Below are 22,181 nucleotides of genomic sequence, written 5' to 3'. Positions count from 1 at the left end.
GGCATCCTAGTGCGCCTGCTCCTGTGCTTGAGGAAGGCGGTACGCGCGGCGGGCGTTGCCGGACGCCACGAGCTCCCCCACCCTTACTGCATCCTCCTCTGTCCACGCGCCGTCCTCGACGCCGGAGCCCAGGTAAGCGCCGAGCCCGCGCCGGAACAGCAGCGCGCCCAGGTGGTAGAGCTCGGCCAGGCCGAACGCGTCGGAGGAATAGAGCACCTTGCCGAACGGCGCCAGCTCCAGCAGCTCAGCGATCAGTGTGGGCGCCCGGTGACCGAGGTTGTGGGTGGCGAGCCCGACGTCCACGAAGACGTTCGGGAAGACCTGCGCGAGGTATCCGGCGTGCCGGTGGAACGGGTAGTTGTGCAGCAACATCACCGGCACGCCGGTCGGCGCCACCGCCTGGAGCAGGCTCGTGAGCAGCAGCGGATCCCCGCGCCGGAGGTCGGCGTCGGCGTCCCCGTATCCCACGTGGAACTGCACGGGCAGCCCCGCGTCGACCGAGCACCACACCAGGAAACGATGCAGGACCTCGTCCGACACGCGCGGCGGGGCGCTGCGTCCCGCCATGGCGCGGTCGGCTTCGCGCAGGAGCCGCCCCGCCGCCGAGGTGACCTCTGCCCCCGTCGGACGCTCCCCTGACAGCTCCAGGCCCGCCCGGTAGGCCGCGATGGACTTGCAGCCGACGACGCTCTCCGACCGCACCTTCGCGTTCAACCGCGACCTCACCTCCCCGGCGAAGGCCGCCGCGCTGACCTCGTCCGCGACCGCGTCCTCGGCAAGCCGTTCCAGCCGCACGACTTCGTAAGCGCGGGCACCGGCCAGCTTTCCCAGCGCCGGGGGCTCCAGCATGGCCTGCGGCGTGTAGCCGGTGTCGACGCAGAGAACGTCGAGCGCAGCCGCCGTGAGGAAGCGCCGATTGACCTCGTCCGCTCCCAGCTCCATGCGCCGGGCGAGGTAATCATCAGGCGAGGCGTGCGCGGGCAGCCCCAGCACGGGCGCGCACCAGCGGCGCAGAGCGAAGCCGACCTGCGTGTCCCACAGGCTCCCGCTCAGTTCGGTGCCCGGTTCGTCCGCCTCCGTGAGCAGGGCCTCGAACTCCGCGGGTTCGAGGTCGCGATCAAGCACCCCGTGGCAGTGGTGATCTATCAGCCGCAGTGCCCCCAGCCATTCCTGCACCACGCCTCCTTCCCTCGGTCTTCCCTCGGTGAAACGGGACGGTCGCTCCGTGAAACGGAGTGGTCGTCTCCGTACGATGCCCGTACCGACCGATTCCAACGCCACCGGCAGCGGGGAGCGCACATGGAGACCAGCCCGGACGCCCGGCTCGTCCTGGATGCGGATGAGCGTGCCGAGCGCGGCGCGCGGGCCGCGGAGCTGGCGGCGGACCTGGATCGCGGCGACATCGTCGCGGTGGCGCTGACCTGGGTCGACGTCAGCGGAATCACCCGCACCAAGACGGTGCCGGTGACCCGCCTCCCGCATGCGGCCTCGTGGGGCGTCGGCATGTCGCCGGTGTTCGACGTCTTCCTGCTGGACGATTCGATCGTCTCCGGCCGCTACGTGGGCGGGCCCACGGGCGATCTGCGCCTCCATCCCGATCTTGACCGCCTCGTCCCGATGGCCGCGTTGCCGGGGTGGGCGTGGGCCCCGGCCGACCGGTTCACCCAGGAGGGCGCCGAGCATCCGGTGGACGCGCGGGCGGCGCTGCGCCGCGAGGTCGCCCGGCTGGCCGAGCAGGGATGCTCGGTGCGCGCCGCGTTCGAGATCGAATGGGCCGTGTCCGACGGCGACGACGGGGAGGGGGACGGCTCGGACTGGGAGGACTTCACCCCGGCGTGCAACGGTCCCGCGTACGGGATGACGCGCATCTCCGAGCTGTCGGGCTATCTCCGGGACCTGCTCAAGGCGCTCGCCGCGACGGGGGTCTCCGTCGAGCAGCTCCATCCGGAGTACGCCGAGGGGCAACTGGAGCTCTCGGTGGCGGCGGAGAATCCGGTAGGCGCGGCCGACACCGCCGTGCTCGTACGGGAGACGATCCGCGCGGTCTCGTTCGAGCACGGGCTGGCCGCCTCGTTCTCCCCCAAGGTGCTCGCCGGGTCGGTCGGCAACGGCGCCCACGTTCATCTGAGCCTGTGGCGGGAGGACGAGGCGGAGGGTCCGGTCAACACGATGTCGGGCGGCGAGGGCCCGTACGGCATGAGCGCGGCGGGCGAGGCGTTCACGGCGGGCATCCTGGACCATCTGCCCGCGCTGCTCGCCGTGGGCGCGCCGTCAGTCGCGAGCTACCTGAGGCTCATACCGTCCCACTGGGCTGGAGCCTTCGCGTGCTGGGGCCTGGAGAACCGAGAGGCCGCGCTGCGATTTGTCACCGGCGCGCTGGGAGAACGGGCGGCGGCGGCCAATCTGGAGGTCAAGTGCTTCGACGCCTCCGCCAACCCGTACCTGGCTCTGGCCGGACTGCTCGCCGCCGGGCGCGCGGGCATCGCCGGCGAGGCGACCCTGCCTCCACCGGTCGACGTGGACCCGGCCACGCTGGACTTCATGGAACGCGCCGGCCTGGGCATCAGCGAGCTGCCCTCCTCGCTGGCCGAGTCGGTGGCGGCCTTCGAGTCCGACCCGGTGCTGCCGGCGGCCTTCGGCGAGGCGCTCAGCGACACGATCGCCACCGTGCGGCGCGGCGAGATCGCCCTGTTCGAGGACGCGTCGCCGGAGGAGATCGCCGCGACCACCCGCTGGCGGCACTGACGTCCGGATCTCAGAACGTGATCAAGGGGTCGCCCACGAAGTCGGCGACGAAGTTCACGAAGAAGAACCCGAAGAACAGGAAGTTGAGCACCAGGACCACGTGGTGCCACCACCTCGGCCGGGCGACGCGCGGCAGCTTGGTGTTGAGGTAGATGAGCATGAACGGGTAGATCAGGGCACCCAGATTGACCATGTTCGCCGACCACTGCACCAGGCTCACCGGCAGCGCCAGATGCAGGACGATCGAGATGATCACCAGCAGGACCAGCATGAACGGGTAGTAGAAACGGCGCGGGTCGCCCTCCAGGAGCGCCCGGAGCCGCGGGCTGGTGGCGTGGGCGGCGTCCGTGGTCACTCTCACCATCGCCTCGAAGATGCCGAGCTGGGTGGAGAAGAGGATCAGAACGCCCAGGAGCAGGGCGGCGTAGAAGAGCCACCGGCCGTACTCCTCGTCGAGGGCGGCGGCCACGAAGGTCGGCACGTTCGCCTGCGTCGGCTTGCTGCCGGACAGCTCGACCGCGCGCGCCATCAAGATCGTTGGCAGCAGCATGCCCAGCATCGCGCCGGCGAAGAAGATGCCCCACATGTCCGTGCACAGCAGCCGGTACCAGCGCTTCCACAGCGCCGCGTTCTTCTCGTCGTCGGGGAACGTCACGCCGCTGTCCAGGAGCTTGGCCCGCTCGCCGCGGAGCCCGGCGATGAACCCGGTCCGGTGGCCCATCCCGTAGCCCTTGTCGCGGTAGTGGCCCATCACGTACCAGTTGAGCCCGGACGCGAGCGCGGTGAACCCGGCCAGGCCGCCGATCTCGGTCGCCGTGATGCCGTCGGGCGGCGCCGCCGGGGTGACGAAGCCCTTGATGCCCTCCCACCAGCCGCTGAACGGGACGATGAACAGGTCGATGAGCAGCAGGCCGGTGAGGATCGTGCCGACCATCAGCCAGTTGGCCAGCTCCAGCGCGCGAGAGATCCGGCGGGCGGCCGCGGTGATCAGGAAGACGAGCACCAGCAGCGCGATCGCCCAGAGCCGCGGCTCCTCGGCCCCCTTGCCGGGGATCTCGCCGTGGACGAGCGCGTACATCCCCTGCCCGGCGGAGGCGGCCCAGCCACCGGCGATGAACGCGAAGATGACGACGAAGACCGAGATCGGCACCCACAGGAACCAGCCGGGCGGGACGCGCCCCCAGCCGACGACGGGCGCCTCACCGGTCGCGACCACGTAGCGGGAGCACTCGATGTTGTAGAGCGTCTGGAGCACGGCCGAGACGACGATGACCCAGCCGACGCCCTCGAAGCCGTATTTGCCGACCGCCTGCGGCCCCAGGAGCCACTCGCCGCTGCCGATCGAGATCCCCAGCGCGATCAGGCTCGGGCCGAGGGCGTACCGGAACAGCTCCTTCGGGCCGATCCTGCGTACGCCGAACACCTCCTCGGGCGTGGGCAGGTCCGCGACCGCCAGGCCAGGACGGCTGACGCCCAGCGGGCGCGTCTCGATGTCATCGGGGCTGTGGTCGGCCATGGTTCGCCTCCCAGGCGTACCTGCCCCCGAATCGATCGGACACCCGGATGATCCGTCAGGGGGACGTCCGCGACAACCCCCCGGCCGTGACGACCTGACCGAGGTCGTAGGGCTGGAAGCGCATCTGCACCTCACCGCAGGCACAGCGCGTGTAGCTGACGACGCCGTCGGAGGTCAGGTGCCTCGACAGCACTTGGTAGGTCTCGTCCTCGGGCCATCCGCACCGCGGGCAGTCGTCCACTGTGATCCATCGCTTCTCCCCGGTCGCCCTGCCGGGGTGTAAGGGTTAAACTTCAGTAAGAGACGTACATACATTAACACTTACGACAGTCCACGTGTGCGATAGTCGGGAACGATGGCAACGCAGATCACCGGATACAAGAGCAAGGCCGTGGCCGCCGCGGTCGCCTTGGTGAACGCGGTCACCACCACGGAGGGCGACGACAGCGAGGACGCCCTGCGCGAGATCCTTCGCGACAACGAGTTCTTCTGGCAGCAACTCGAGACCGGCGACGTCGAGTCGTTCCGGGAGTGGGGCCGGACGCTGCGGCCGTTCTTCGAGGCCGAGGAGCTCATGGACGCCGCGGAACTGCTCAACGATCTGATGTTGCGGATCCCGATGCATCCGCACATCTCCAACCACGAGCCGCACGGCGTGCACATGCACTACGCACCGCCGTCGTCACGGCTCCCCGACCGCTTCCGGGCGGCCACCCTCATGAAGCTCTCGGAGCTGGTCTGCGCGTACGGGTTGGGCCGCACGGGAGTGTGCGCGGCGGACGGATGCGACAACGTCTACGCCGACACGTCGAAGGCGGGGCGGCGCCGCTTCTGCTCGGAGGCGTGCGCCAACCGGACCAACGTGGCCGCCTTCCGCGCCCGCAAACGCACCGTCGATGACAGGACCGCTTAAGCCGGACGGGCTAGAACGACGGCTGGCGGCACTGCTCGCGGACGCGCCAAGCGAAGCGGCCCGCCTGGCCAAGTGAAGCGACCGCCTCGCCAAATGAAGCGGCCCGCCGGGTAGGGCGGGCCGCCGCGTCCTCTGGGTGGCGGAGTGGGTCAGGCGTCGTGGTCGTGTTCGGCGTGGGTGGTGTTCGAGCCGGGCAGCGCCGGGCCGCGCAGCGGGATCTTGTCGGCGTCGGCCGGGTCGATGCGGTCCAGTTGCCGGTACGCGGCGGCCTTGGCGAGATCGACCATCGAGACGTACGCGGTGTGGACCTGGAAGCGCTGGCGTTCGGGCGGCAGGTTGCTCAGCTCGACGAGCAGTGAGGCGCCGCCGAGGATGCCGTAGGCGTTGCGGGCGATGCCCTCGTAGTCGCCGCCCGGGTACTGGGAGACGACCGCTCCGGCACGGGTGAAGGCGTTGTGCACACGGACGCCGACCTGCTTGGACCGCTTGAACGCGCCCGCCGGGACGGTGGGGTTGGTCGGCCACAGGATCGACGTGGTGATTTCCCTGCCGTCCGGCGGCGGGAAGGCGTACCGGCCCTGCATGTGGTAGTCGACCATGATCGACGGGCGGAACCGGTCGAACGTGCGGCGGATCGCGGCCGCCTCGGGCACCGGGTTGTCGGCGGGCCGCATCGACGGGTTGTGGTAGCGGTTGATGTCGTAGCCCTTGCCGGGCTCGCCGTACTCCGGCTTGGCGTCCGGGTCGTAGTTGTAACGCCACTGCCGCTGGTGCCCGTCGGGGTTGGCGCGCACCAGGATGCCGAGGGTGATCTTCGAACGCAGCCGGCGGGCGTCCCGGTCATTGCGGACGCCGAGTGTGCCGAGGGCCTTGAGGGCGGACTCGGTGCCGAGGGGCTCGTCGCCGTGCTGCTCCGTCACGTACATCAGCCGCTTGGGCCCGCTGCCGAGCGTGGCGAACCACAGCGGACGGCCCTCGTTGCTCTTGCCGACGCTGCGGACGCGGACCCGGCCGTGGCTCGCGCGTTCGATCCGCTTCAGGGCCTTGGCCAGCTCGGCATTGGTGTGGAGCCGTACGCCGCCGCCGTTCTGTTCCGCTCGCTGAGGCGCGGTGGGGAGGGCGGGAGCGGCGGCGTGCGCCGGGGCGGCGAAGGCTCCGGCGGTGAGCGCGAACGCGGCGAGGCCGGCGAGGGGACGGGCCGTACGGCCCGGGAGCGAGGTCACGAGCTGCCTCCATTGGCATCGGTGACTGGCATCGGTGACGGACGGGCCTCCCCCGCCGGCCCGTTGATCATCTCGATCGGACGCTATCGGGTCGGGTCGTCGTTGCGAAGGGCCCGCCCAGGTGATCCCGGACGGGCCCTTGCCGGTCGTTCAGCCTCTGATCATGGTGGAACGGTCAGAAGCCGGCCTTCAGGACGTCGATGCCGCGGGCGTGGTCGACCACGTAGATGTACTTGCCGTGGTAGTACGCCGCCCATGTGCGGGCGTCGTCCGGCCGGTAGTAGGCGATCTGCTTGATGTTGGTGGGGTCGCGCACGTCGAGGAACCGCGTGCCCTGGGTGTAGAACGCCTGGGCGAGGATGCCGTTCTTGACGTCGAAGTAGTGCGCCGAGCAGTCATCGGTGTCGGGACGGCTGCCCTCCTTGCCCGCGACTCCCCACGTGCCGAGCGTCCTCAGGCGGAACTTGTTCTCCGGCGTCGAACGCCAGCCCTGACCGCCGTACGAGCCCTTGAGGGAGGCGATGACCAGGAGGCCGTCGTTGGCACAGCCGTCGTTGAAGGTCTCCTCGGTGATGACGATCGTCTGGCCGCGGCCCCACTTGCGCGGGTCGGGGCCCTGGTCGGCGGTGCGGCCGACCGGCCGGAAGCTGTTGTGCATGAACGAGGAGTTGACCGTCGCCTCGTCGAGGCCGCCGCCCGCGTACGGCACCGGGTTCCACGGCACGGCCTTGCGGACCTTCTTCAGCACCGGGTCGTACCGCCACCCGTAGGTGTGGTAGCCGCGCACGCCACCGCGGCCGGACGCCCACGCGATGCCCGAGGAGTCGACCTGGATGTCGTGGGTGTAGTCGGTCTTGCCGTCGTTGCGGCCGGTGTCGATCGGGTCCTTGAAGACCTTCGGCTTGCGCGGGTTGCGCACGTCGGTCACCCAGACGGGGCGGCCGCCCCAGTCCGCCGGCTGCCAGTCGGCCTTGGCGGGGCCGCCGGTCCAGAGGTACTGGCAGTCGTTGACGCAGGACGTCGTGTGGCCCGCCGGGAGCACCTGGTAGGCGATCTGCTTCAGGCTCTCCGGCTTGGACACGTCGATGACGTAGACCCCGGACTCGCCGGTGTTGGTGGTGCCGCCGAACGCGCGCGGGTCACGCGAGAGGTAGATGATCTTCCGCTTGTGGTCGGCCTCGGTGTCCTCGCCCTGCCAGAAGCCGGGCAGGTCGAACGAGCCGACGAACTTCGGGCTGCGCGGGTCGGCGGAGACGTCATAGGCCTTCAGCCCGAACCGGCCGCTGACGAACATGATGGTGCGCTTGTGCCGGCCCTTGCCGTAGTCCATGAAGACCAGGGAGGTGCCCTCCTTGGCGTCCGGCACGTTCCCCACCCGTTCGACGCCCTTGATCGCGTCGGAGACCTGGGTGGAGGTCTTGCCCACCTCACCGGGTCCGTGGCCCGCGTGGGAGTTGAGGTCGCGTCCCTCGCCCGCCGCCGCCTGCGCCGCGCCGGCCGTCTTGGTCTGCGTGGCTCCGGGGTCGGGCGGGCAGGCCCACGCCGCCCCGGCGGCCAGCAGCACGGTGGCCGCCGCGCCGGCGACGCCGCCGGTGAAGACGCGCCTCGTTCGTGGTCGGGGGAACATTCGTGCCTCCAGGTTGCGCGGATGTCGCCGAGGCAAGTCTGGACGTAAGCGTCCTGGTGATCAAGGGGCTAAGTGTCACAAGGAAACACCTCATGGCTGTGAGCACATGACGGAGGCCCGCCCCAGGTGGGACGGAATCTCGCGCGGTCACGATCCGGCATCTGGCCGGTTTGTGCCGTGTGGCCTTCGGCGGCGGCGGTGCCGTACCCTCACCGACGTGAAGAGCGCCACCCGTACCGCCGCACTCCTCTCCGGGGCCGTGGTGATGCTCGTGAGCCCGTTCGTCGCCATGAAGGCGATGAGCGACCCGGCCGACCCGCGCGTCTCGGTCGGCGCCGCTCCGGCCTCCACCCTCGTGCCCGGCGACATCCGGGACGGGACGGGACGCATGATCGCCGGGGCCGTCTGGACCGGGCTGGTGGCGTACGACCCCCGCACCGGCGTCCCCGCCAACGCCGCCGCCGAGGCCATCACGAGCGACGACCGCAAGGTCTGGACCGTCAAGCTCAAGCCGGGCCGGTTCCATGACGGCTCGCCGGTCAGCGCCCGCTCGTTCACCGGGGCGTGGAGCGCGGTGCTGCGCGAGGGATGGTCGGGGGCGCGGCTCTTCACCGAGGTGGCGCACGTCAAGGGCGCCAAGGTGAAGCAGGAACGGGTCGACGGTCTCACGGTGGTCGACGACCTCACGTTCAAGGTCACCCTCGACCGGCCGATGAACGGGTTCCCCGCGCTGCTGGGCGACCCCGCGTTCCTGCCGATGCCGGACGGCGTGCTGCGTTCGCGTGACTGGGCCTCGTACGGGAAGCGTCCGATCGGCAACGGCCCGTACCGCGTACGCGCCCACGACCAGCGCGAGACCGTCCTCGACCGGGACGGCGCCCGCACGATCGTCGTCAAGGCGATGCCCGACGCGGCGGCGCAGTACAAGGCGGTGCAGGCCGGCGACCTCGACCTGGCCACGGCGGTGCCGCCGAACCGGCACGAGTCGATGGAGGCCGACTTCCGCCGCCGGCACCTCATCGTCCCTGGCCGGGCCATGACGTACCTGGCGTTCCCCCAATGGGAGAAGCGCTTCACCAATCCGTCGATCCGGCAGGCCATGTCCATGGCGATCGACCGGAACGCGGTCTCGGAAGGCCCGCTCGGCTACCAGACGAGCCCCGCCAACGCCTTGGTCCCGCCGGGAGTGCTGCCAGGCCGCCGTGACGAGGGCCAGTGCCGTCCGTGCGTCCACGACCCTGCCGCCTCCGCCGCCACTCTTGCTGACGCGGGCGGCCTCACCGGGCCGGTGCCGATCTGGTACGAGGCGGGCGCGGGCGACGACGCCTGGCTGAAGGCCGTGGCGGAGCAGCTGCGGAAGACGCTGAAACTCGACGTCCAGCCCAAGCCCACGGAAGATCTGCAGAAGGCGCTCGCGGACCGCACGGTGGACGGGCCGTTCGTCCTGAAGGCCGCACCCGCCTACCCCGCGCCGATCGCGGCGCTGACCCCTCTGCTGGACGCGCGCACGGGCTACGGCGACGACTACACCCTCGATCTGATCGGCGACGCCGAACGGGCGGCGACGCCGGAGGACGCCGTGACACCGGCACGGTTGGCGGAGACGGCCCTCCTGCGCGACATGCCTGCGATGCCACTGTGGACCAACCATGATCACCTGGTCTGGTCGGAACGGCTGCAGGGCGTCACCGCCGACGCCTTCACCGGCGTGCGCCTGGACCGCCTGACGATCAAAGACTCATGACGAGGGGTTGCCAGATCGCTTGGCGGGCGTTCCCACTGCGCTCGCCGCGTATCTCTCCCTGCGCCCGACGCACAGCGCAAGTGCCGGGATCGAGCCGAGCGCGGCGATCCCCGCGGCGACGAACATGACGGCCCCCAGGCCACCGGAGCCGTAGGGGATCCCCAGCACCGCCACGCCCACGGCGACGCCGACCTGCTTGGCCGTGTTGGTGATGCCCGAGGCGATGCCCGCCCGTTCGGCGGGCGCGGCGGCGAGCGCGACCTGGCCGGCGACGAGATTGCCGATGCCACCGCCGATGCCGCCGAGGACGAAGCCCGGGGTGAGCGCGGGCCAGTTGTGGCTCTGATACGTGACCGCGACCAGGAGGCTGGACACGGTGATGAGCAACGGCCCGGCGGCCACCAGGACGGCGGGCGGTATCAGGTGCGCGCGCCTGGCGAGCAGCAGCGGGGTGGCGAGGGCGGGAAGGCTGTACGACAGGAACCACAGGCCCGCCACGGCGGGCTCCGCGTTCATCGGGCCCTGCACGTACATCGAGAAGTAGGCGAGCGACCCGGCCCCGGTCACGTGGAGGACGAACGCCCCGGTCGCGTTCGCCGCGTACAGCCGGTCGCGCAGCAGCGACAGATCGATCATCGGATCGGCCACCCGCCGGAGCAGGAGCCTCCCGAGCGCGAGCGCCGCGGCCAGCAGCGCGCCGACGACGAGCGGCGACCCCCAGCCGGCTCGGTGCCCCTCGATCAGCGCCCACATCAGCAGGACGAGCCCGGCCGTCAGGTAACCGGTCCCCCGCACGTCGAGCGGCCGCGGCAGCCTCTCGTACGACTCCCGCAGGGTCCCGAGCGCGACTCCGAAGGCGACCGCGCCCACGACGGCCGTCAAGGCGAAGATCGAGCGCCAGCCGAACAGCGCGGTGAGCGCCCCGCCGATCACCGGGCCGGAGGCCATCGCGCCGCCCGACCCCGCCGCGAAGACCCCGAGCGCACGGTTGCGTGCACGTCCCGCTGGAAAGGCCGCGGCGATCAGCGGTGCCGCGCTGCCGTAGAGCAGGGCGGCGCCACACCCTTGAACGGCTCGCAGCAGATCGAGCGCGAGGGCGGACTGCGCCAACGCGCAAGCCCCGGAGGCGAGCGTGAAGACGCCCAGACCGCTGAGGAAGAGCCGCCGCCTGCCGAGCCGGTCGGAGAGCGCCCCGGAGAGCAGCAGGAGGGCCGCCAGCGGGAGCGCGTATCCGTCGATCGCCCACTGCGCCTCGGCGAGCCCGGCGTCCAGATCCCGCCGCATGTCGGGAAGCGCGAGGGTGACGCCGATGAGGTCGAGCACCAGCAGAAACCCGGCCGTCGTGGCCACCGCGAGTGTGCGTGTACGCCGTTCCATCGCCTTAATATACAGCGTATATTAACGGCTAGACTAGGGCCGGTGAAGACACGTGGACGCGGCACCCGGGGCCTCACGCGCGACGAGGTGCTGGACGCCACCCTGGCCCTCGCGGAGGAACGCGGCCTCGGCGCCGTCAGCATGCGCGCGGTCGCCGACCAGCTCGGCGTGACGCCGATGGCGCTCTACCGCTATGTCGGCGACAAGCAGGGGCTGCTCGACGGTCTGGTGGAGCGCATCGTCAGCGAGATCCCGCTGGACGACCCGGCGCTCCCCTGGCAGGAGCGCCTGCGCGTCTTCGGCACCGCGATCCGGGAGGTGGCCCGCCGGCATCCCGACGTCTTCCTGCTGCTGTTCCAGCGGCCGACCGTCACGCCCGAGGCCCGGCGCCCGCGCAATTCGGTGCAGCACATCCTGCGCGACGCGGGCGTTCCCGAAGACAAGATCGCCCCACTGCAGCGACTGCTCGACACGGTCGGCATGGGTCTGGCCGCCTCCGAGGCGAGCGGACGCTTCACCGGTGACCAGGACGACGTGAACGCCGTCTTCGACATGGCCGAGGAGATCTTCATCGCGGCCATCGAACGCTACGCCGGATGACCCAGCCAATGGGTCAAGGCGGTGAAACGGCGGCGGACGCCTCCCGTACGCACCGCGGCGGCCAGAGCACGCCGCGAACCGACCAGGACGACGAGCCTCTTGGCCCGGGTGATGCCGGTGTAGAGCAGGTTGCGACGCAACATCATCCACGCGCTCGTCGTCAACGGGACCACCACGGCCGGGTATTCGCTGCCCTGCGACCGATGGATCGTGATGGCGTACGCGTGGGCCAGCTCATCGAGCTCGTCGAAGCCGTACTCGACGTCCTCGTCCTCATCCGTCCGCACCGTCAGCGTCTGCTCCTCGAGTGACAAGGCCGTGACCACGCCCACCGTGCCGTTGAAGACACCCGCCTCGCCCTTGTCGTAGTTGTTGCGCAGCTGCGTGACCTTGTCGCCGACACGGAACACCCGCCCGCCGTACCGCTTCTCGGATCCGCCAGGCGTCAACGCCTCCTGGAGAGACCCGTTGAGAGACGCCGCCCCCGCCGGACCGCGGTGCATCGGCGTGAGCACCTGAACGTCGCGCCGCGGATCAAGCCCGAACTTGCGCGGAATGCGATTGACGACCACGTCAACGGTGAGCTCCGCGGTCTCCTCGGCGTCCTCACACGGAAAGAGGAAGAAGTCCTCGAAGCCCCGCGGATGCTCACCCCGGTTGACCCGGTGGGCGTTCACCACGATCCCCGACTCCTGGGCCTGCCGGAAGATCTTCGTGAGCCGCACCCGCGGAACGACCTGCGAACCGAGCAGGTCGGCGAGAACCTCCCCGGCCCCGACCGACGGAAGCTGGTCGACGTCCCCCACCAACAGCAGGTGGGCACCGCGCGGGATCGCCTTCACCAGCTTGTTGGCCAGGATCAGATCGACCATCGAACTCTCGTCCACCACGACCAGATCGGCGTCGAGCGGCTTGTCCCGGTCGTATTTGGCGTCCCCGCCGGGCTGAAGCTGCAGCAGCCGATGAATGGTCGCCGCCTCATGCCCGGTGAGCTCGGCCAGCCGCTTGGCGGCTCTCCCCGTGGGCGCCACCAGCACGATCTTCGCCTTCTTGGCCGCGGCGAGCTCGACGACAGAGCGCACGGTGAAGCTCTTGCCGCAGCCCGGCCCACCGGTGAGCACGGCCACCTTGGAGGTCAGCGCGAGCCTAACCGCCGCCTCCTGCTCGACCGCCAACTCGTTCCCCGTCCGCTGCTTGAGCCAGCCGAACGCCTTTTCCCAGTCGACGTCCTTGAACGCCCCAAGCCGATCGTCCCGTGCGTCCAAGAGCTCCCGCACTCCCTGGGCCAACGACCGTTCAGCCCGATAGAACGGCAAGAGATAAACCGCTGGAACCATCACCTCCCCGCCCTCCGCAGACGGCCCTCCCCCGGCCACGCCCCCCGCAGAGTCCAACCGCCCAGTCGCACTGGCAGCCGGGCCGCCTTCTGCAAATGTCTGACTCGGCACAGGCGCGACGGAGCCCTGCGTCGCGTAGCTGTTGGCGGTCGGTATGGGCGTGGCTTCCCCAGGGCTGGATGAGCCGACGCGGTCCTCTGGCGCCGTAAGGGGGAGGTCGCCTTCGGGCAGAGCGGAGCCGGCTCGGTCGGAGGTCGGTACGGAGACGCGCTCGCGGATGACTCGGTCTTCTGACACCAGGATGTCGAGGGCGGGGGTGATCAGCTCGCGGGGGACGGCGAGGATCTTCTCGGCGTCGGTGATGAGGTTGGGCTCGGGCAGGAAGCAGTGCCCGGCGTCGGCCGCTTCGGACAGGGTGTATTGCAGGCCGGCCTTGATGCGTTCGGGGCTGTCGTGCGGGATGCCGACCGCCTGCGCGATGGTGTCGGCCGTCTTGAATCCGATGCCCCAGACGTCTTCGGCCAGCCTGTAGGGCTCGCGGCGCACCGTGGCGATGGAGGCGTCGCCGTATTGCTTGTAGATGCGCACGGCGAGGGAGGTCGATACGCCGATGCCCTGGAGGAAGACCATGACCTCCTTGATGGCCTTCTGCTCTTCCCAGGCGTCGGCGATCCGCTGGGTGCGCTTGCGGCCGAGGCCGCGCACCTCGATCAGGCGTTCCGGCTCCTCCTCGATGATCCGCAGGATGTCCAGGCCGAAGTGCTCCACCATCCGGTCGGCCATCACGGGCCCGATGCCTTTGATCATCCCCGATCCGAGGTAGCGCCGGATCCCCTGCACGGTGGCGGGCAGGACGGTGGTGTAGGACTCGACCTCGAACTGCCGCCCGTACTTGGGATGGGATCGCCAGCGGCCCGTGAGCCTCAGGCTCTCCCCCACCTGGGCGCCGAGCAGCGCGCCGACGACGGTCAGCAGGTCGTGCCCCGTCTTCTCGGTGGCGACGCGCGCGACGGTGTAGCCGGTCTCCTCGTTCGCGTAGGTCACGCGTTCGAGAACCGCCTCCAGCACCGCCGGTCTCGGGGAGTCGGTCATGGATCACATGATGCCGGGTCCATCCAGAAGCAACCAGGCGAACCGAATTCTGTGGATAACTCCGCCATCGAGTTATCCACAGATCCGCCGGGGTCTGGAATTCGCATCGGGACCGGGCCCACCATTGCCGAGTCCGCACGAAGAAAGGGGCACGAAATGCACGGCGCAATGCCCGGGCTCGGGCTGAGCACTCTCGTTTACGGCGCGGTCTGGCTCGTCACCAATGGCGGCCGCGCGCTCCTGCGCCTCAGGGGGCGGCGATGACCACCGTGACCGTCATCGTTCCCGCGCACAACGAGGAGGAGGGGCTGCCCGCGACGCTGGAGTCCCTGATCAGGCAGACAGTCCCCGCCGAGGAGATCATCGTCGTGGACGACGGCTCGTCCGATCACACGGGCGACGTCGCCAGGTCCTACGGTGTCACCGTGCTGCGTCCCGAGCGCAACCTCGGCAGCAAAGCACGCGCGCAAAACCACGCGCTCCCCCACTGCCGGACGGACTTAGTGTTGGCCGTCGACGCCGATACGGTTCTGGCACCTGACTACATCGAACGCCTGAAGCCCGCGTTCGACGATCCCAACGTGGTGATTGCGGCGGGCAACGTCCAGACACGTTTCACCCGGACGATCTGGGAACGCGGCCGCTCGATCGAGTACCTCTTCGGTTTCCATTTCCATCGGCCCATCCAAGCCGGGGCCGCCAGCCCGATGGTCTGCTCCGGCTGCTGCTCGGCGTTCCGCCGCGAGGCCCTCGTCGCGTTCGGCGGCTTCCCGGAACGGACGATCGTCGAGGACATGGACGTCACCTGGTCCTGGCAGATCGGCGGCCGCAGGGCGGTCTACGTCTCCGGCGCGGTGGCCTGGGCGGCCGACCCTGAGACCCTCACCTACCTCCGCAAGCAGGTCTGGCGCTGGATGGCGGGCTTCTTCCAGAACGTGCGGCTGCATCTCCGCCCGATGGCGAGGCGCAAACCCATGCTCGCCGTATGGGTCGTCCTCGCCGTGCTGGAGATCCTCCTCGCCCCGATCTGGTGGACGACCCCGGTGATCCTCACCCTCGTCTGGCGGCTCCCGGTCACCGAGACCCTGGCCTGGTGGCTCGGCGCTGAGCTGCTGCTCTTCACCCCGCCGCTGGTGTACGCGGCGCGCCGCCGGCATCTGTCCGTCTTGCGCGTGCTGGCCAACGTCCCGTTCGCCTATCCGACCAGGGCGGTCAACACGTACTACGCCTGGAAGGGCCTCCTGGTCGAGCTGGTCCTCGTTCCCCTGGGCCTCGCCAAGACCCTCACCGTCTACGAGAAAGGGCGGGCAAGCTGACGCCGCGGCCGACGCCTTGGTCAGCGCCGGGCTTGGGCCATGGCCTTGAGGGTCTGGTGGGCGGTGTGGCGCGGGGACCAGCCGAGGTCGCGGCGGGCCTTGGCGGTGTCCATGATCATCGGGTGCCGGGCCGCATGGATCCATTCGGCCTGGGAGGGCATGAGCGGGAGGAGGTCGACCAGTCCGGCGGTCACGGTGACCACGTCGGACGGGACGGGGATCGAGTAGGCGCCTATGGCGCGGGCCAGGTCGCCGATGGTGAGCTCGCCGTCGGCGGCCAGGTTGTACGCGCCCGGCGGGCCGTCTCCCGCGACGGCGGCGGCCAGCGCGGCCGCCACATCGTCATGGTGAACGAGCTGGAAGCGCACGCCGGGATCGGGCAGCACCGGGCGCAGGCCCGGCACGGCACCGAGGAGGCGCCGGAGTGGGTCGGGAACGTAGGGCGCGGCCTGTTCCCAGGGCAGGTTGCGGAGGAGAACGGTCGCCTCGGGACCCGCGACGATGCAGGGGCGCAGGACGTAGACGTCCAGGCCCTCGGTCGTCTCGGCGAGGAGCTTCTCGCACGCGGCCTTCTGCGCGGAGTAGTAGTGCGCGTCCGAACCTCGCGGCGGGACGTCCTCGGTCAGCGGCACCGGATTGTCGGCGTGGTAGCCGTACGCGGCGACGGACGACGTGTAGACGAGGCGCGACGGTCGCTCGGCCGCCTGCGTGGCCTCAAAGACATTGCGGGTGCCAGCCAGGTTCACCCGTTCGCTCTCCTTGTGGGAGCCCAGGATGATGAACGCGAGGTGCACGACCACGTCGGCCTCGGCCACCAGGGCGTCCACGGCCGAGCGGTCCTGGATGTCGCCCTGGTGGTAGGCGGTCTTCTTCCATCCTCGGCTGGCCGGGTCGAACGGCCTGCGCGCCATCCCGACGATCCGTTCGACACGATCGTCGTCTTCGAGCGCGCGTACCGCCGCCGTGCCGATCTCACCGGTCGGCCCGGTCACCGCGACCGTCAGTCCCATGGCTTCTCCTCGCGTCGGCCGGGATCTGCCCGCAGTCTGACGGTCCACACGCCACCCGGGAACAGGGTGCCGCGACGGTCAGCGCTGACCTGGTGTCTCCCCTGTGGAGATCTCCATCACACCGGTTTCGGTCACGAGCGCACTCACCAAACGGGCGGGCGTGACGTCGAAGGCGGGGTTGAACGCGCGCGAGCCCGCGGGGGCGGTCTGGACATCGCCCCAGCTGAGGATCTCGTCCGCCGCGCGCTCTTCGATGGGAATGTCGGCACCGGAGGGCGTCGCGAGGTCGATCGTGCTCCAGGGCGCCGCGACCACGAAGGGAATGCCCGCGTCGGCGCAGGCCAGCGCCAGCCCGACCGAGCCGACCTTGTTGGCGGTGTCGCCGTTGGCGGCGATCCGGTCGGCGCCGATGATCGCGACGTCGACCAGACCGCGCAGGATGGTGCTCGCAGCGGCCCCGTCCGCCTGGACGAAGTGGGGGATGTCGAGCCGACTGAGCTCCCAGGCGGTGAGGCGAGCGCCCTGGAGAAGCGGTCTGGTCTCGTCGGCGTAGACCACGTCGAGCCGGTGGCGAACATGCAGCTCGCGAACGATGCCGAACGCGGTCCCCCAGCCTGCGGTGGCGAGCGCTCCGGCGTTGCAGTGGGTGATCACGCGGAGGGCCCGGTCGCCGGCTCGTTCCAGAAGCCAGTCGGCGCCGAACGCGCCGATGGCCCGGTTGCCGCGTACGTCCTCGTCCAGCAGGGCCTGCGCCTCGGCGATCACGGCCTCCACGCCCTTGGCCATGAACGGGATCATCCGGTCCACGCCCGCCGCGAGGTTGACCGCCGTCGGCCGGGCATGCCGGACCCGGTCGACCGCCGCCGCCAGGGCTGCCTGGTCCCAGCCCTCCCGGGCGCCCTGCATCATGGCGATGGCCACGCCGAACGCGCCCGCCACGCCGATCGCCGGCGCGCCCCGTACGGCCAGCCGCTGGATCGCATCGACCAGCCCCTCGACGTCGCGGATCTCCAGGTGCGCCAGCCGGCCGGGGAGCCGGGTCTGGTCGATGAGCCGCAACCCCTCGCCTGTCCACTCCACCGCGCGCACGTCGTTCGCCATGGCCGCAGCATATGCAGCCCAGCAGCGGGACCCGTGTTCATCGCAGGGTGAGCGGGGTCTCGGATTGGAGGTGGGTCAGCTTCTGCGGGTTGCGGACGAAGTAGAGGCCGGTGATGCAGGTGTCCTCGACACGGATCGCCAGAACGCCCTCGAGCTCGCCGTCCAGGCGGACCAGGAGTGCGGGGTTGCCGTTGACCTCGGTGGCGTCACAGGTGATCGTGCCTTCGGTCTTGCTGGACCCGCCGAGGTAGAAGCGGGCCACCTTGTCGGCGCCGATGACCGGCCGTAGCGCAGCCTGCTTGATGCCGCCGCCGTCGCTCACCAGGACGACGTGCGGGGCGAGCACGTCGAGCAGGCCTTGGGGGTCTCGTGTTTCGAGGGCGTGCTGGAACGCCTCCACCGCTGCCCGGGTCTGGCTCGGGGAGACCACCGTGCGAGGGCGGCGGGCGTCGACGTGCCGGCGGGCGCGGTGCGCGATCTGACGGACGGCCGCGGGGCTCTTGCCGACCGCCTCGGCGATCTCGTCGTAGGCGACGTCGAACACCTCGTGCAGCACGAACACCGCCCGCTCGGTCGGCGAGAGCCTCTCCAGGACGAGCATCATCGCCATCGACACGCTCTCGGCGAGCTCGACGTTCTCGGCCACATCCGGCGTGGTGAGCAGCGGCTCGGGCAGCCAGGGGCCGACGTAGGCCTCCTTGCGGCGCTTCATTGTGCGCAGCCGGTTGAGCGATTGGCGGGTGGTGATCCGGACCAGGTAGGCGCGCTCGTCGCGCACCTGCGCAGCGTCGACCTTGATCCACCGCAGCCAGGTTTCCTGAAGGACGTCCTCGGCGTCGGCCGCCGATCCGAGCATCTCGTAGGCCACGGTGAACAGCAGGTTGCGGTGGGCGACGAAAGCCTCGGTCGCCGGGTCAGTGGTGTGCTCGCTCATCTCTCGATCTCTCTCCTTCGCGACCGGCCCCGGGTCGCCGACGATCTTCAAGCGTGCATCCACGGCAGGTTCTCTCTTGTGGGACACCGCCCGGTGTGCGGCTGTGACACACCGAGCCACCGACGCTCGGCTGCTCACAAGGCCGCCGATGGATGGTGCAGGCTGGCCCGTTCAGCGGATGGCCGGCGCCTCGCTGCGCTTGGCCTGCACCAGCTGCCGGCGCTTGACGTCCTTGACCGGCCAGGTGTGCGAACCGGGCTTGCGCGCCTCGTTCGCCAGCTGCTTGATAGGGCTCTTGCAAGCGGATTCCTTGATCATGGCGCCAAGCCGGCCGCGCAGGTGAAGCCTCATTGCGGTGTCGTTCCTGTGGGCGAGCTGAAAGACCCCGGCCCGGCGCCCCAGGCTGACGCACATGGCGGCGATCCCCCTGGTGAAATCCGCGGGTCGCTCACCCGCCATCCGGCTGAGGACCGTGTCGGCGGCGTGCGAGCCCAGCGGCAGCGCGGCCTGGCAGCTCATCCGCAACGGCAGGCCCGAAGGGGCCGCCGCATCCCCGGTCGCGACGATGCGGTCGTCGTCCACGCTGGTCAACGTCTCGTCGGTGAGCAGGCGGCCGGCGGCGTCGGTGCTCAGCCCGCTGCGGCCGGCCAGGTCCGGCACGCCGAACCCGGCGGTCCAGATCGTCATCGTGCTCGGCAGCTCGCGGCCGTCACTGAGCTGAACGGCATCGCGTGTCACGGCGGTCACCGTCGCGCCGGGGCCCTCGATCACGGTGACACCGAGCTTGGCCAATCCCTTGGCCACCGAGCGCCGGCCTCGTGGGTGCAGGTACGGGCCGAGCCGCCCGCCGCACACCAGCGTCACGGCGCGGCCCAGCTCGGCCAGTTCGGCGGCCGTCTCGATGCCGAGCGGACCGCCGCCGACCACCGTCACCGCGGCCGTTGCGGGTGCGCCGTCGACGGCAGCCCGCAGCCGCCGGGCCTCCTCTAGGCCGGCGAGCGGATAGGCGAACTCGGCCACTCCGGGCACGCTCGGGTCGGCGCTGCCACTGCCCACCGCGTAGATCAGGTAGTCGTATCCGAGGGGGTCGCCGGTCTCCAGTGTCACGCTGCGCCCGGCCGCGTTGATCCGCGTGACAGTGTCGACCACCAGCCGGACGCCTTCGGCCAGGACCTCTCGGTAGTCGACCACCGCGTCGTCGGAGCCGCCCACCAGCTGGTGCAGACGGATCCGCTCGACGAAGCCCGGGCGCGGATTGATCAATCTCACGGTCACATCGTCGCGTTGGGTCAGGCGATTGGCCGCCATGACGCCTGCGTATCCGCCGCCGATCACCACCACCTCGGTGTGCCCGGTCATGGTGCCTCCTCCGTTTGCCAGGGTTCGAGCACAAGACACCGCACGACGGGTCGCTGTGACAGGTGTGTGAGGCAGATCACTCCACAGGGCAGTGGCTCAGCTCAGTGACCGCGGTTCCTGGGAGAGTGTCGAGCACCTGGTGTAGCCGATGCGGTGCTGCCGATCCGCGCCCCCTCGGCCTGCTGCATTGGTTCCGCCGCCTGCGCATCCGCTGGGAAAGCCGCGACGACATCCACCAGGCCCTTGATTCTGCCTCCATCTGCTGTGGATGCCTCGTCCGCTGATTCTGTTAACAGCTTTTAGCGGCAACGCCCGGTGGAGTGATCTGTCCCACACGTCTGTCACAGCGATCGGTCGTGCGGTGTCTTGTGCTCGAACCCCCTGGCAAACGGAGGAGACACCATGACCGGGAACACCGATGCGGTGGTGATCGGCGGCGGACACGCCTTCGGCATGGCCGGCACCCCCTGACGTCCGGGGCCCGCCCTCGCTCACCGCGCCGAGCCTGCACGCGGAGATCGGCCCCACCTCCCCTTTCACTCGGCGACCGGTCCTGCTCCGCGCTGATTCTGCATGCCCTTCTTGAGAGGAATCCATGAGTACCAACTCTCCACAGGTAGCACCCACGGACGGGAACGGGGGCACGCCGGATGCGCGTCAGCTGCGCGCGATCCTGATCGCCGTCTCGATGGCGCTGATGGCCGTCATCGCGTCAGTGTCCGGGCTGACTGTCGCCCAGACGCACATGGCCGTCGACTTCGACACCTCGCAGAACACCATCCTGTGGATCATCAACATCTACACCCTCGCCCTGGCCGCACTGCTGCTGCCACTCGGCGCGATCGGTGACCGCCTGGGCCGCAAACCCATGCTGATCGCCGGGCTGGCCGTCTTCGGCGTCGCAAGCATTGTGGCGGGCCTGGCCCCCACCGCCGAGGTGATGCTCGCCGCACGCCTGGCCAGCGGGGTCGGCGCAGCAATGATCATGCCCATCACCCTGGCCGTCATCACCTCCACCTTCCCCGAGGAGCAACGCGGGAAAGCGATCGGCGTGTGGACCGGCGTCGCCGGAGGCGGCGGCATCCTGGGCATGTTCCTGTCGGCCTTCCTCGTCGACGTCGCCGACTGGCGCTGGCTGTTCGCCCTGCCCGTGGCCCTGGTCATCACGGCTCTGGCCATGACACTGACCTCGGTGCCCAACTCTCACGAACGCTCCCGCCACGCCTTCGACACCGTCGGCGCACTGGTATCCATCGTCGCCGTGGCCGCCCTCACCTTCGCCCTGCAGGAAGGACCCGAGCGTGGCTGGACCGCACCGGCGACACTGGCCGGCCTCGCCGCCGGTCTCATCGCCACGGCCGGTTTCGTCTCCTGGGAACTGCACCGCCGGGACGCCTCGCTGCTGGACGTACGCCTGTTCCGCGAGCGCGGCCTGGCCGGCGGCTCGATCACACTGCTGGTGGTCTTCGGTGTCCAGGCGGGCATCTTCGTGGTCCTGTTCCCCTTCTTCCAGGCCGTGCTCGGCTGGTCGGGCCTGTTGTCGGCGGCGGCGCTGATGCCGATGGCCGTCTCCATGATGATGACCTCCGGCCTGACCCCCAGACTGGCCACACGGATCGGCCCCCGCGCGACCATGAGCCTGGGAATCGCACTGACCGGCGCCGGTCTGGCCCTCATGGCCCTGTTGGTCTCCGTCGACGGCGGCTACCTGTCGATCCTGCCCGGCATCATCGTCATGGGCATCGGCATGGCCCTGTCCATGGTGCCCTCCACCGAGGCCATCACCCTCTCCCTGCCGCGCGAGAAACAAGGCGTCGCCTCCGCCCTCAACGACGTCACCCGCGAATTCGGCACCGCACTCGGCGTCGCCATGCTCGGCGCAATCCTGACGGCCGGCTACCGCAACGCCATCGACGACGAGCTGCACGACATCCCGCAGGGGGCCGCGGACACCGCACGGGAAGGCATCGCCAACGCCATCCAGGCCTCAGGCAGCGCAGGCTCGCACGCGCCGGACCTGATCCACGCTGCAAAGCAGTCCTACGTCGACGGATGGCAGCAGTCCATGTGGGCAGGCGCCGCCGTCATGGGCGTGCTGCTCGTCTACATCGCCCTCCGCGGCCCCAAGAAGGCCGCCCCCGCAACTGCGTCGGACAAGGCAGACAACACCGAGACCGTCGCCGCCCGATGACCGTCATCCAGCTCCGAAGTCCGCTGCTCAACCAGCGTTCCTGCGAGGCGAACGGGGCAGACCAATCGGAATGTCTCGGTGTCGGCCTGGGCGAAC

General features: G+C 70.1%; 17 protein-coding genes. 6 read left to right on the top strand and 11 right to left on the bottom strand.

The genetic code is table 11. The annotated features are described in order from the left end of the window. Positions 1-6: 6 nt before the first annotated feature. Positions 7-1,176: an amidohydrolase family protein gene (locus tag F8566_RS31165; protein WP_225993680.1), complete on the bottom strand. Its 1,170-nt coding sequence runs from the start codon at positions 1,174-1,176 to the stop codon at positions 7-9. A gap of 123 nt (positions 1,177-1,299) precedes the next feature. On the opposite strand from F8566_RS31165, the gene F8566_RS31160 reads away from it, so the two are divergent. Further along, positions 1,300-2,745, top strand: a complete 1,446-nt coding sequence (locus F8566_RS31160) for a type I glutamate--ammonia ligase (protein ID WP_151565422.1) — start codon at positions 1,300-1,302, stop codon at positions 2,743-2,745. A gap of 10 nt (positions 2,746-2,755) precedes the next feature. On the opposite strand, the gene F8566_RS31155 is transcribed toward F8566_RS31160, so the two are convergent. Both F8566_RS31155 and F8566_RS31150 read right to left on the bottom strand, forming a co-directional pair. After that, on the bottom strand, positions 2,756-4,261 hold the full coding sequence (locus F8566_RS31155) for an Nramp family divalent metal transporter (RefSeq protein WP_151565421.1): 1,506 nt from the start codon (positions 4,259-4,261) through the stop codon (positions 2,756-2,758). Between the two features lie 55 nt (positions 4,262-4,316). Beyond that, positions 4,317-4,502 carry a hypothetical protein gene (locus tag F8566_RS31150; RefSeq protein ID WP_151565420.1) on the bottom strand — a complete coding sequence of 62 codons (186 nt, stop codon included), beginning with the start codon at positions 4,500-4,502 and terminating at the stop codon, positions 4,317-4,319. A gap of 114 nt (positions 4,503-4,616) precedes the next feature. On the opposite strand from F8566_RS31150, the gene F8566_RS31145 reads away from it, so the two are divergent. Then, positions 4,617-5,174, top strand: a complete 558-nt coding sequence (locus F8566_RS31145) for a CGNR zinc finger domain-containing protein (RefSeq protein WP_151565419.1) — start codon at positions 4,617-4,619, stop codon at positions 5,172-5,174. A 149-nt stretch (positions 5,175-5,323) separates the two neighbouring features. On the opposite strand, the gene F8566_RS31140 is transcribed toward F8566_RS31145, so the two are convergent. After that, on the bottom strand, positions 5,324-6,397 hold the full coding sequence (locus F8566_RS31140; protein WP_151565418.1) for a M14 family zinc carboxypeptidase: 1,074 nt from the start codon (positions 6,395-6,397) through the stop codon (positions 5,324-5,326). A 175-nt stretch (positions 6,398-6,572) separates the two neighbouring features. Beyond that, a complete protein-coding gene (locus tag F8566_RS31135; RefSeq protein ID WP_151565417.1) occupies positions 6,573-8,024 on the bottom strand; it encodes an LVIVD repeat-containing protein in 1,452 nt (483 codons plus the stop codon). A gap of 217 nt (positions 8,025-8,241) precedes the next feature. On the opposite strand from F8566_RS31135, the gene F8566_RS31130 reads away from it, so the two are divergent. Continuing rightward, a complete protein-coding gene (locus tag F8566_RS31130) occupies positions 8,242-9,768 on the top strand; it encodes a peptide ABC transporter substrate-binding protein (RefSeq protein ID WP_192809946.1) in 1,527 nt (508 codons plus the stop codon). Here the strand turns inward: F8566_RS31130 and F8566_RS31125 are convergent. Continuing rightward, positions 9,763-11,145, bottom strand: a complete 1,383-nt coding sequence (locus tag F8566_RS31125) for an MFS transporter (RefSeq protein WP_151565415.1) — start codon at positions 11,143-11,145, stop codon at positions 9,763-9,765. The genes F8566_RS31130 and F8566_RS31125 overlap by 6 nt on opposite strands. Before the next feature lie 42 nt (positions 11,146-11,187). Here F8566_RS31125 and F8566_RS31120 point away from each other — a divergent pair, with 42 nt between their 5' ends. Continuing rightward, positions 11,188-11,745, top strand: coding sequence for a TetR/AcrR family transcriptional regulator (locus tag F8566_RS31120; protein ID WP_225993679.1), 558 nt, complete (start codon positions 11,188-11,190; stop codon positions 11,743-11,745). On the opposite strand, the gene recD2 is transcribed toward F8566_RS31120, so the two are convergent. Beyond that, positions 11,733-14,174, bottom strand: coding sequence for an SF1B family DNA helicase RecD2 (gene recD2, locus F8566_RS31115; RefSeq protein WP_151565414.1), 2,442 nt, complete (start codon positions 14,172-14,174; stop codon positions 11,733-11,735). The two genes, F8566_RS31120 and recD2, sit on opposite strands and share 13 nt — an antisense overlap. A gap of 260 nt (positions 14,175-14,434) precedes the next feature. Here recD2 and F8566_RS31110 point away from each other — a divergent pair, with 260 nt between their 5' ends. Beyond that, positions 14,435-15,490: a glycosyltransferase family 2 protein gene (locus F8566_RS31110; protein WP_151565413.1), complete on the top strand. Its 1,056-nt coding sequence runs from the start codon at positions 14,435-14,437 to the stop codon at positions 15,488-15,490. A gap of 20 nt (positions 15,491-15,510) precedes the next feature. Here F8566_RS31110 and F8566_RS31105 read toward each other — a convergent pair whose 3' ends face one another. The 4 genes from F8566_RS31105 to F8566_RS31090 form a co-directional block, all read right to left on the bottom strand. Further along, complete coding sequence (locus F8566_RS31105; protein WP_151565412.1) at positions 15,511-16,500, bottom strand: NAD-dependent epimerase/dehydratase family protein; 990 nt, start codon at positions 16,498-16,500, stop codon at positions 15,511-15,513. A 78-nt stretch (positions 16,501-16,578) separates the two neighbouring features. Next, entirely contained in the window at positions 16,579-17,601 is a 1,023-nt protein-coding gene (gene mtnA / locus F8566_RS31100; protein WP_151565411.1) for an S-methyl-5-thioribose-1-phosphate isomerase, read from the bottom strand. Positions 17,602-17,638: 37 nt separating this feature from the next. Continuing rightward, positions 17,639-18,535 (bottom strand): RNA polymerase sigma-70 factor, encoded by an 897-nt coding sequence (locus tag F8566_RS31095; RefSeq protein WP_151565410.1) that lies wholly within the window; start codon positions 18,533-18,535, stop codon positions 17,639-17,641. 171 nt (positions 18,536-18,706) lie between these two features. Then, positions 18,707-19,894 (bottom strand): NAD(P)/FAD-dependent oxidoreductase, encoded by a 1,188-nt coding sequence (locus F8566_RS31090; RefSeq protein ID WP_151565409.1) that lies wholly within the window; start codon positions 19,892-19,894, stop codon positions 18,707-18,709. Positions 19,895-20,489: 595 nt separating this feature from the next. Here F8566_RS31090 and F8566_RS31085 point away from each other — a divergent pair. Next, positions 20,490-22,085, top strand: coding sequence for an MFS transporter (locus F8566_RS31085; RefSeq protein WP_151565408.1), 1,596 nt, complete (start codon positions 20,490-20,492; stop codon positions 22,083-22,085). Positions 22,086-22,181: the final 96 nt, after the last annotated feature.

Source organism: Actinomadura rudentiformis (assembly GCF_008923185.1).
In the GTDB taxonomy this organism is placed as follows: Bacteria; Actinomycetota; Actinomycetes; order Streptosporangiales; family Streptosporangiaceae; genus Spirillospora; species Spirillospora rudentiformis.
This window is presented reverse-complemented; position numbering and strand designations above follow the sequence as displayed.

Excerpts from the sequence above, each read along its gene's own strand:
- F8566_RS31110 (WP_151565413.1), top strand. The coding sequence starts at position 14,435 with ATGACCACCGTGACCGTCATCGTTCCCGCGCACAACGAGGAGGAGGGG.
- mtnA (WP_151565411.1), bottom strand. The coding sequence starts at position 17,601 with ATGGCGAACGACGTGCGCGCGGTGGAGTGGACAGGCGAGGGGTTGCGG.
- F8566_RS31160 (WP_151565422.1), top strand. The coding sequence starts at position 1,300 with ATGGAGACCAGCCCGGACGCCCGGCTCGTCCTGGATGCGGATGAGCGT.
- F8566_RS31155 (WP_151565421.1), bottom strand. The coding sequence starts at position 4,261 with ATGGCCGACCACAGCCCCGATGACATCGAGACGCGCCCGCTGGGCGTC.
- recD2 (WP_151565414.1), bottom strand. The coding sequence starts at position 14,174 with ATGACCGACTCCCCGAGACCGGCGGTGCTGGAGGCGGTTCTCGAACGC.
- F8566_RS31135 (WP_151565417.1), bottom strand. The coding sequence starts at position 8,024 with ATGTTCCCCCGACCACGAACGAGGCGCGTCTTCACCGGCGGCGTCGCC.
- F8566_RS31145 (WP_151565419.1), top strand. The coding sequence starts at position 4,617 with ATGGCAACGCAGATCACCGGATACAAGAGCAAGGCCGTGGCCGCCGCG.
- F8566_RS31095 (WP_151565410.1), bottom strand. The coding sequence starts at position 18,535 with ATGAGCGAGCACACCACTGACCCGGCGACCGAGGCTTTCGTCGCCCAC.
- F8566_RS31105 (WP_151565412.1), bottom strand. The coding sequence starts at position 16,500 with ATGGGACTGACGGTCGCGGTGACCGGGCCGACCGGTGAGATCGGCACG.
- F8566_RS31125 (WP_151565415.1), bottom strand. The coding sequence starts at position 11,145 with ATGGAACGGCGTACACGCACACTCGCGGTGGCCACGACGGCCGGGTTT.
- F8566_RS31090 (WP_151565409.1), bottom strand. The coding sequence starts at position 19,894 with ATGACCGGGCACACCGAGGTGGTGGTGATCGGCGGCGGATACGCAGGC.
- F8566_RS31085 (WP_151565408.1), top strand. The coding sequence starts at position 20,490 with ATGAGTACCAACTCTCCACAGGTAGCACCCACGGACGGGAACGGGGGC.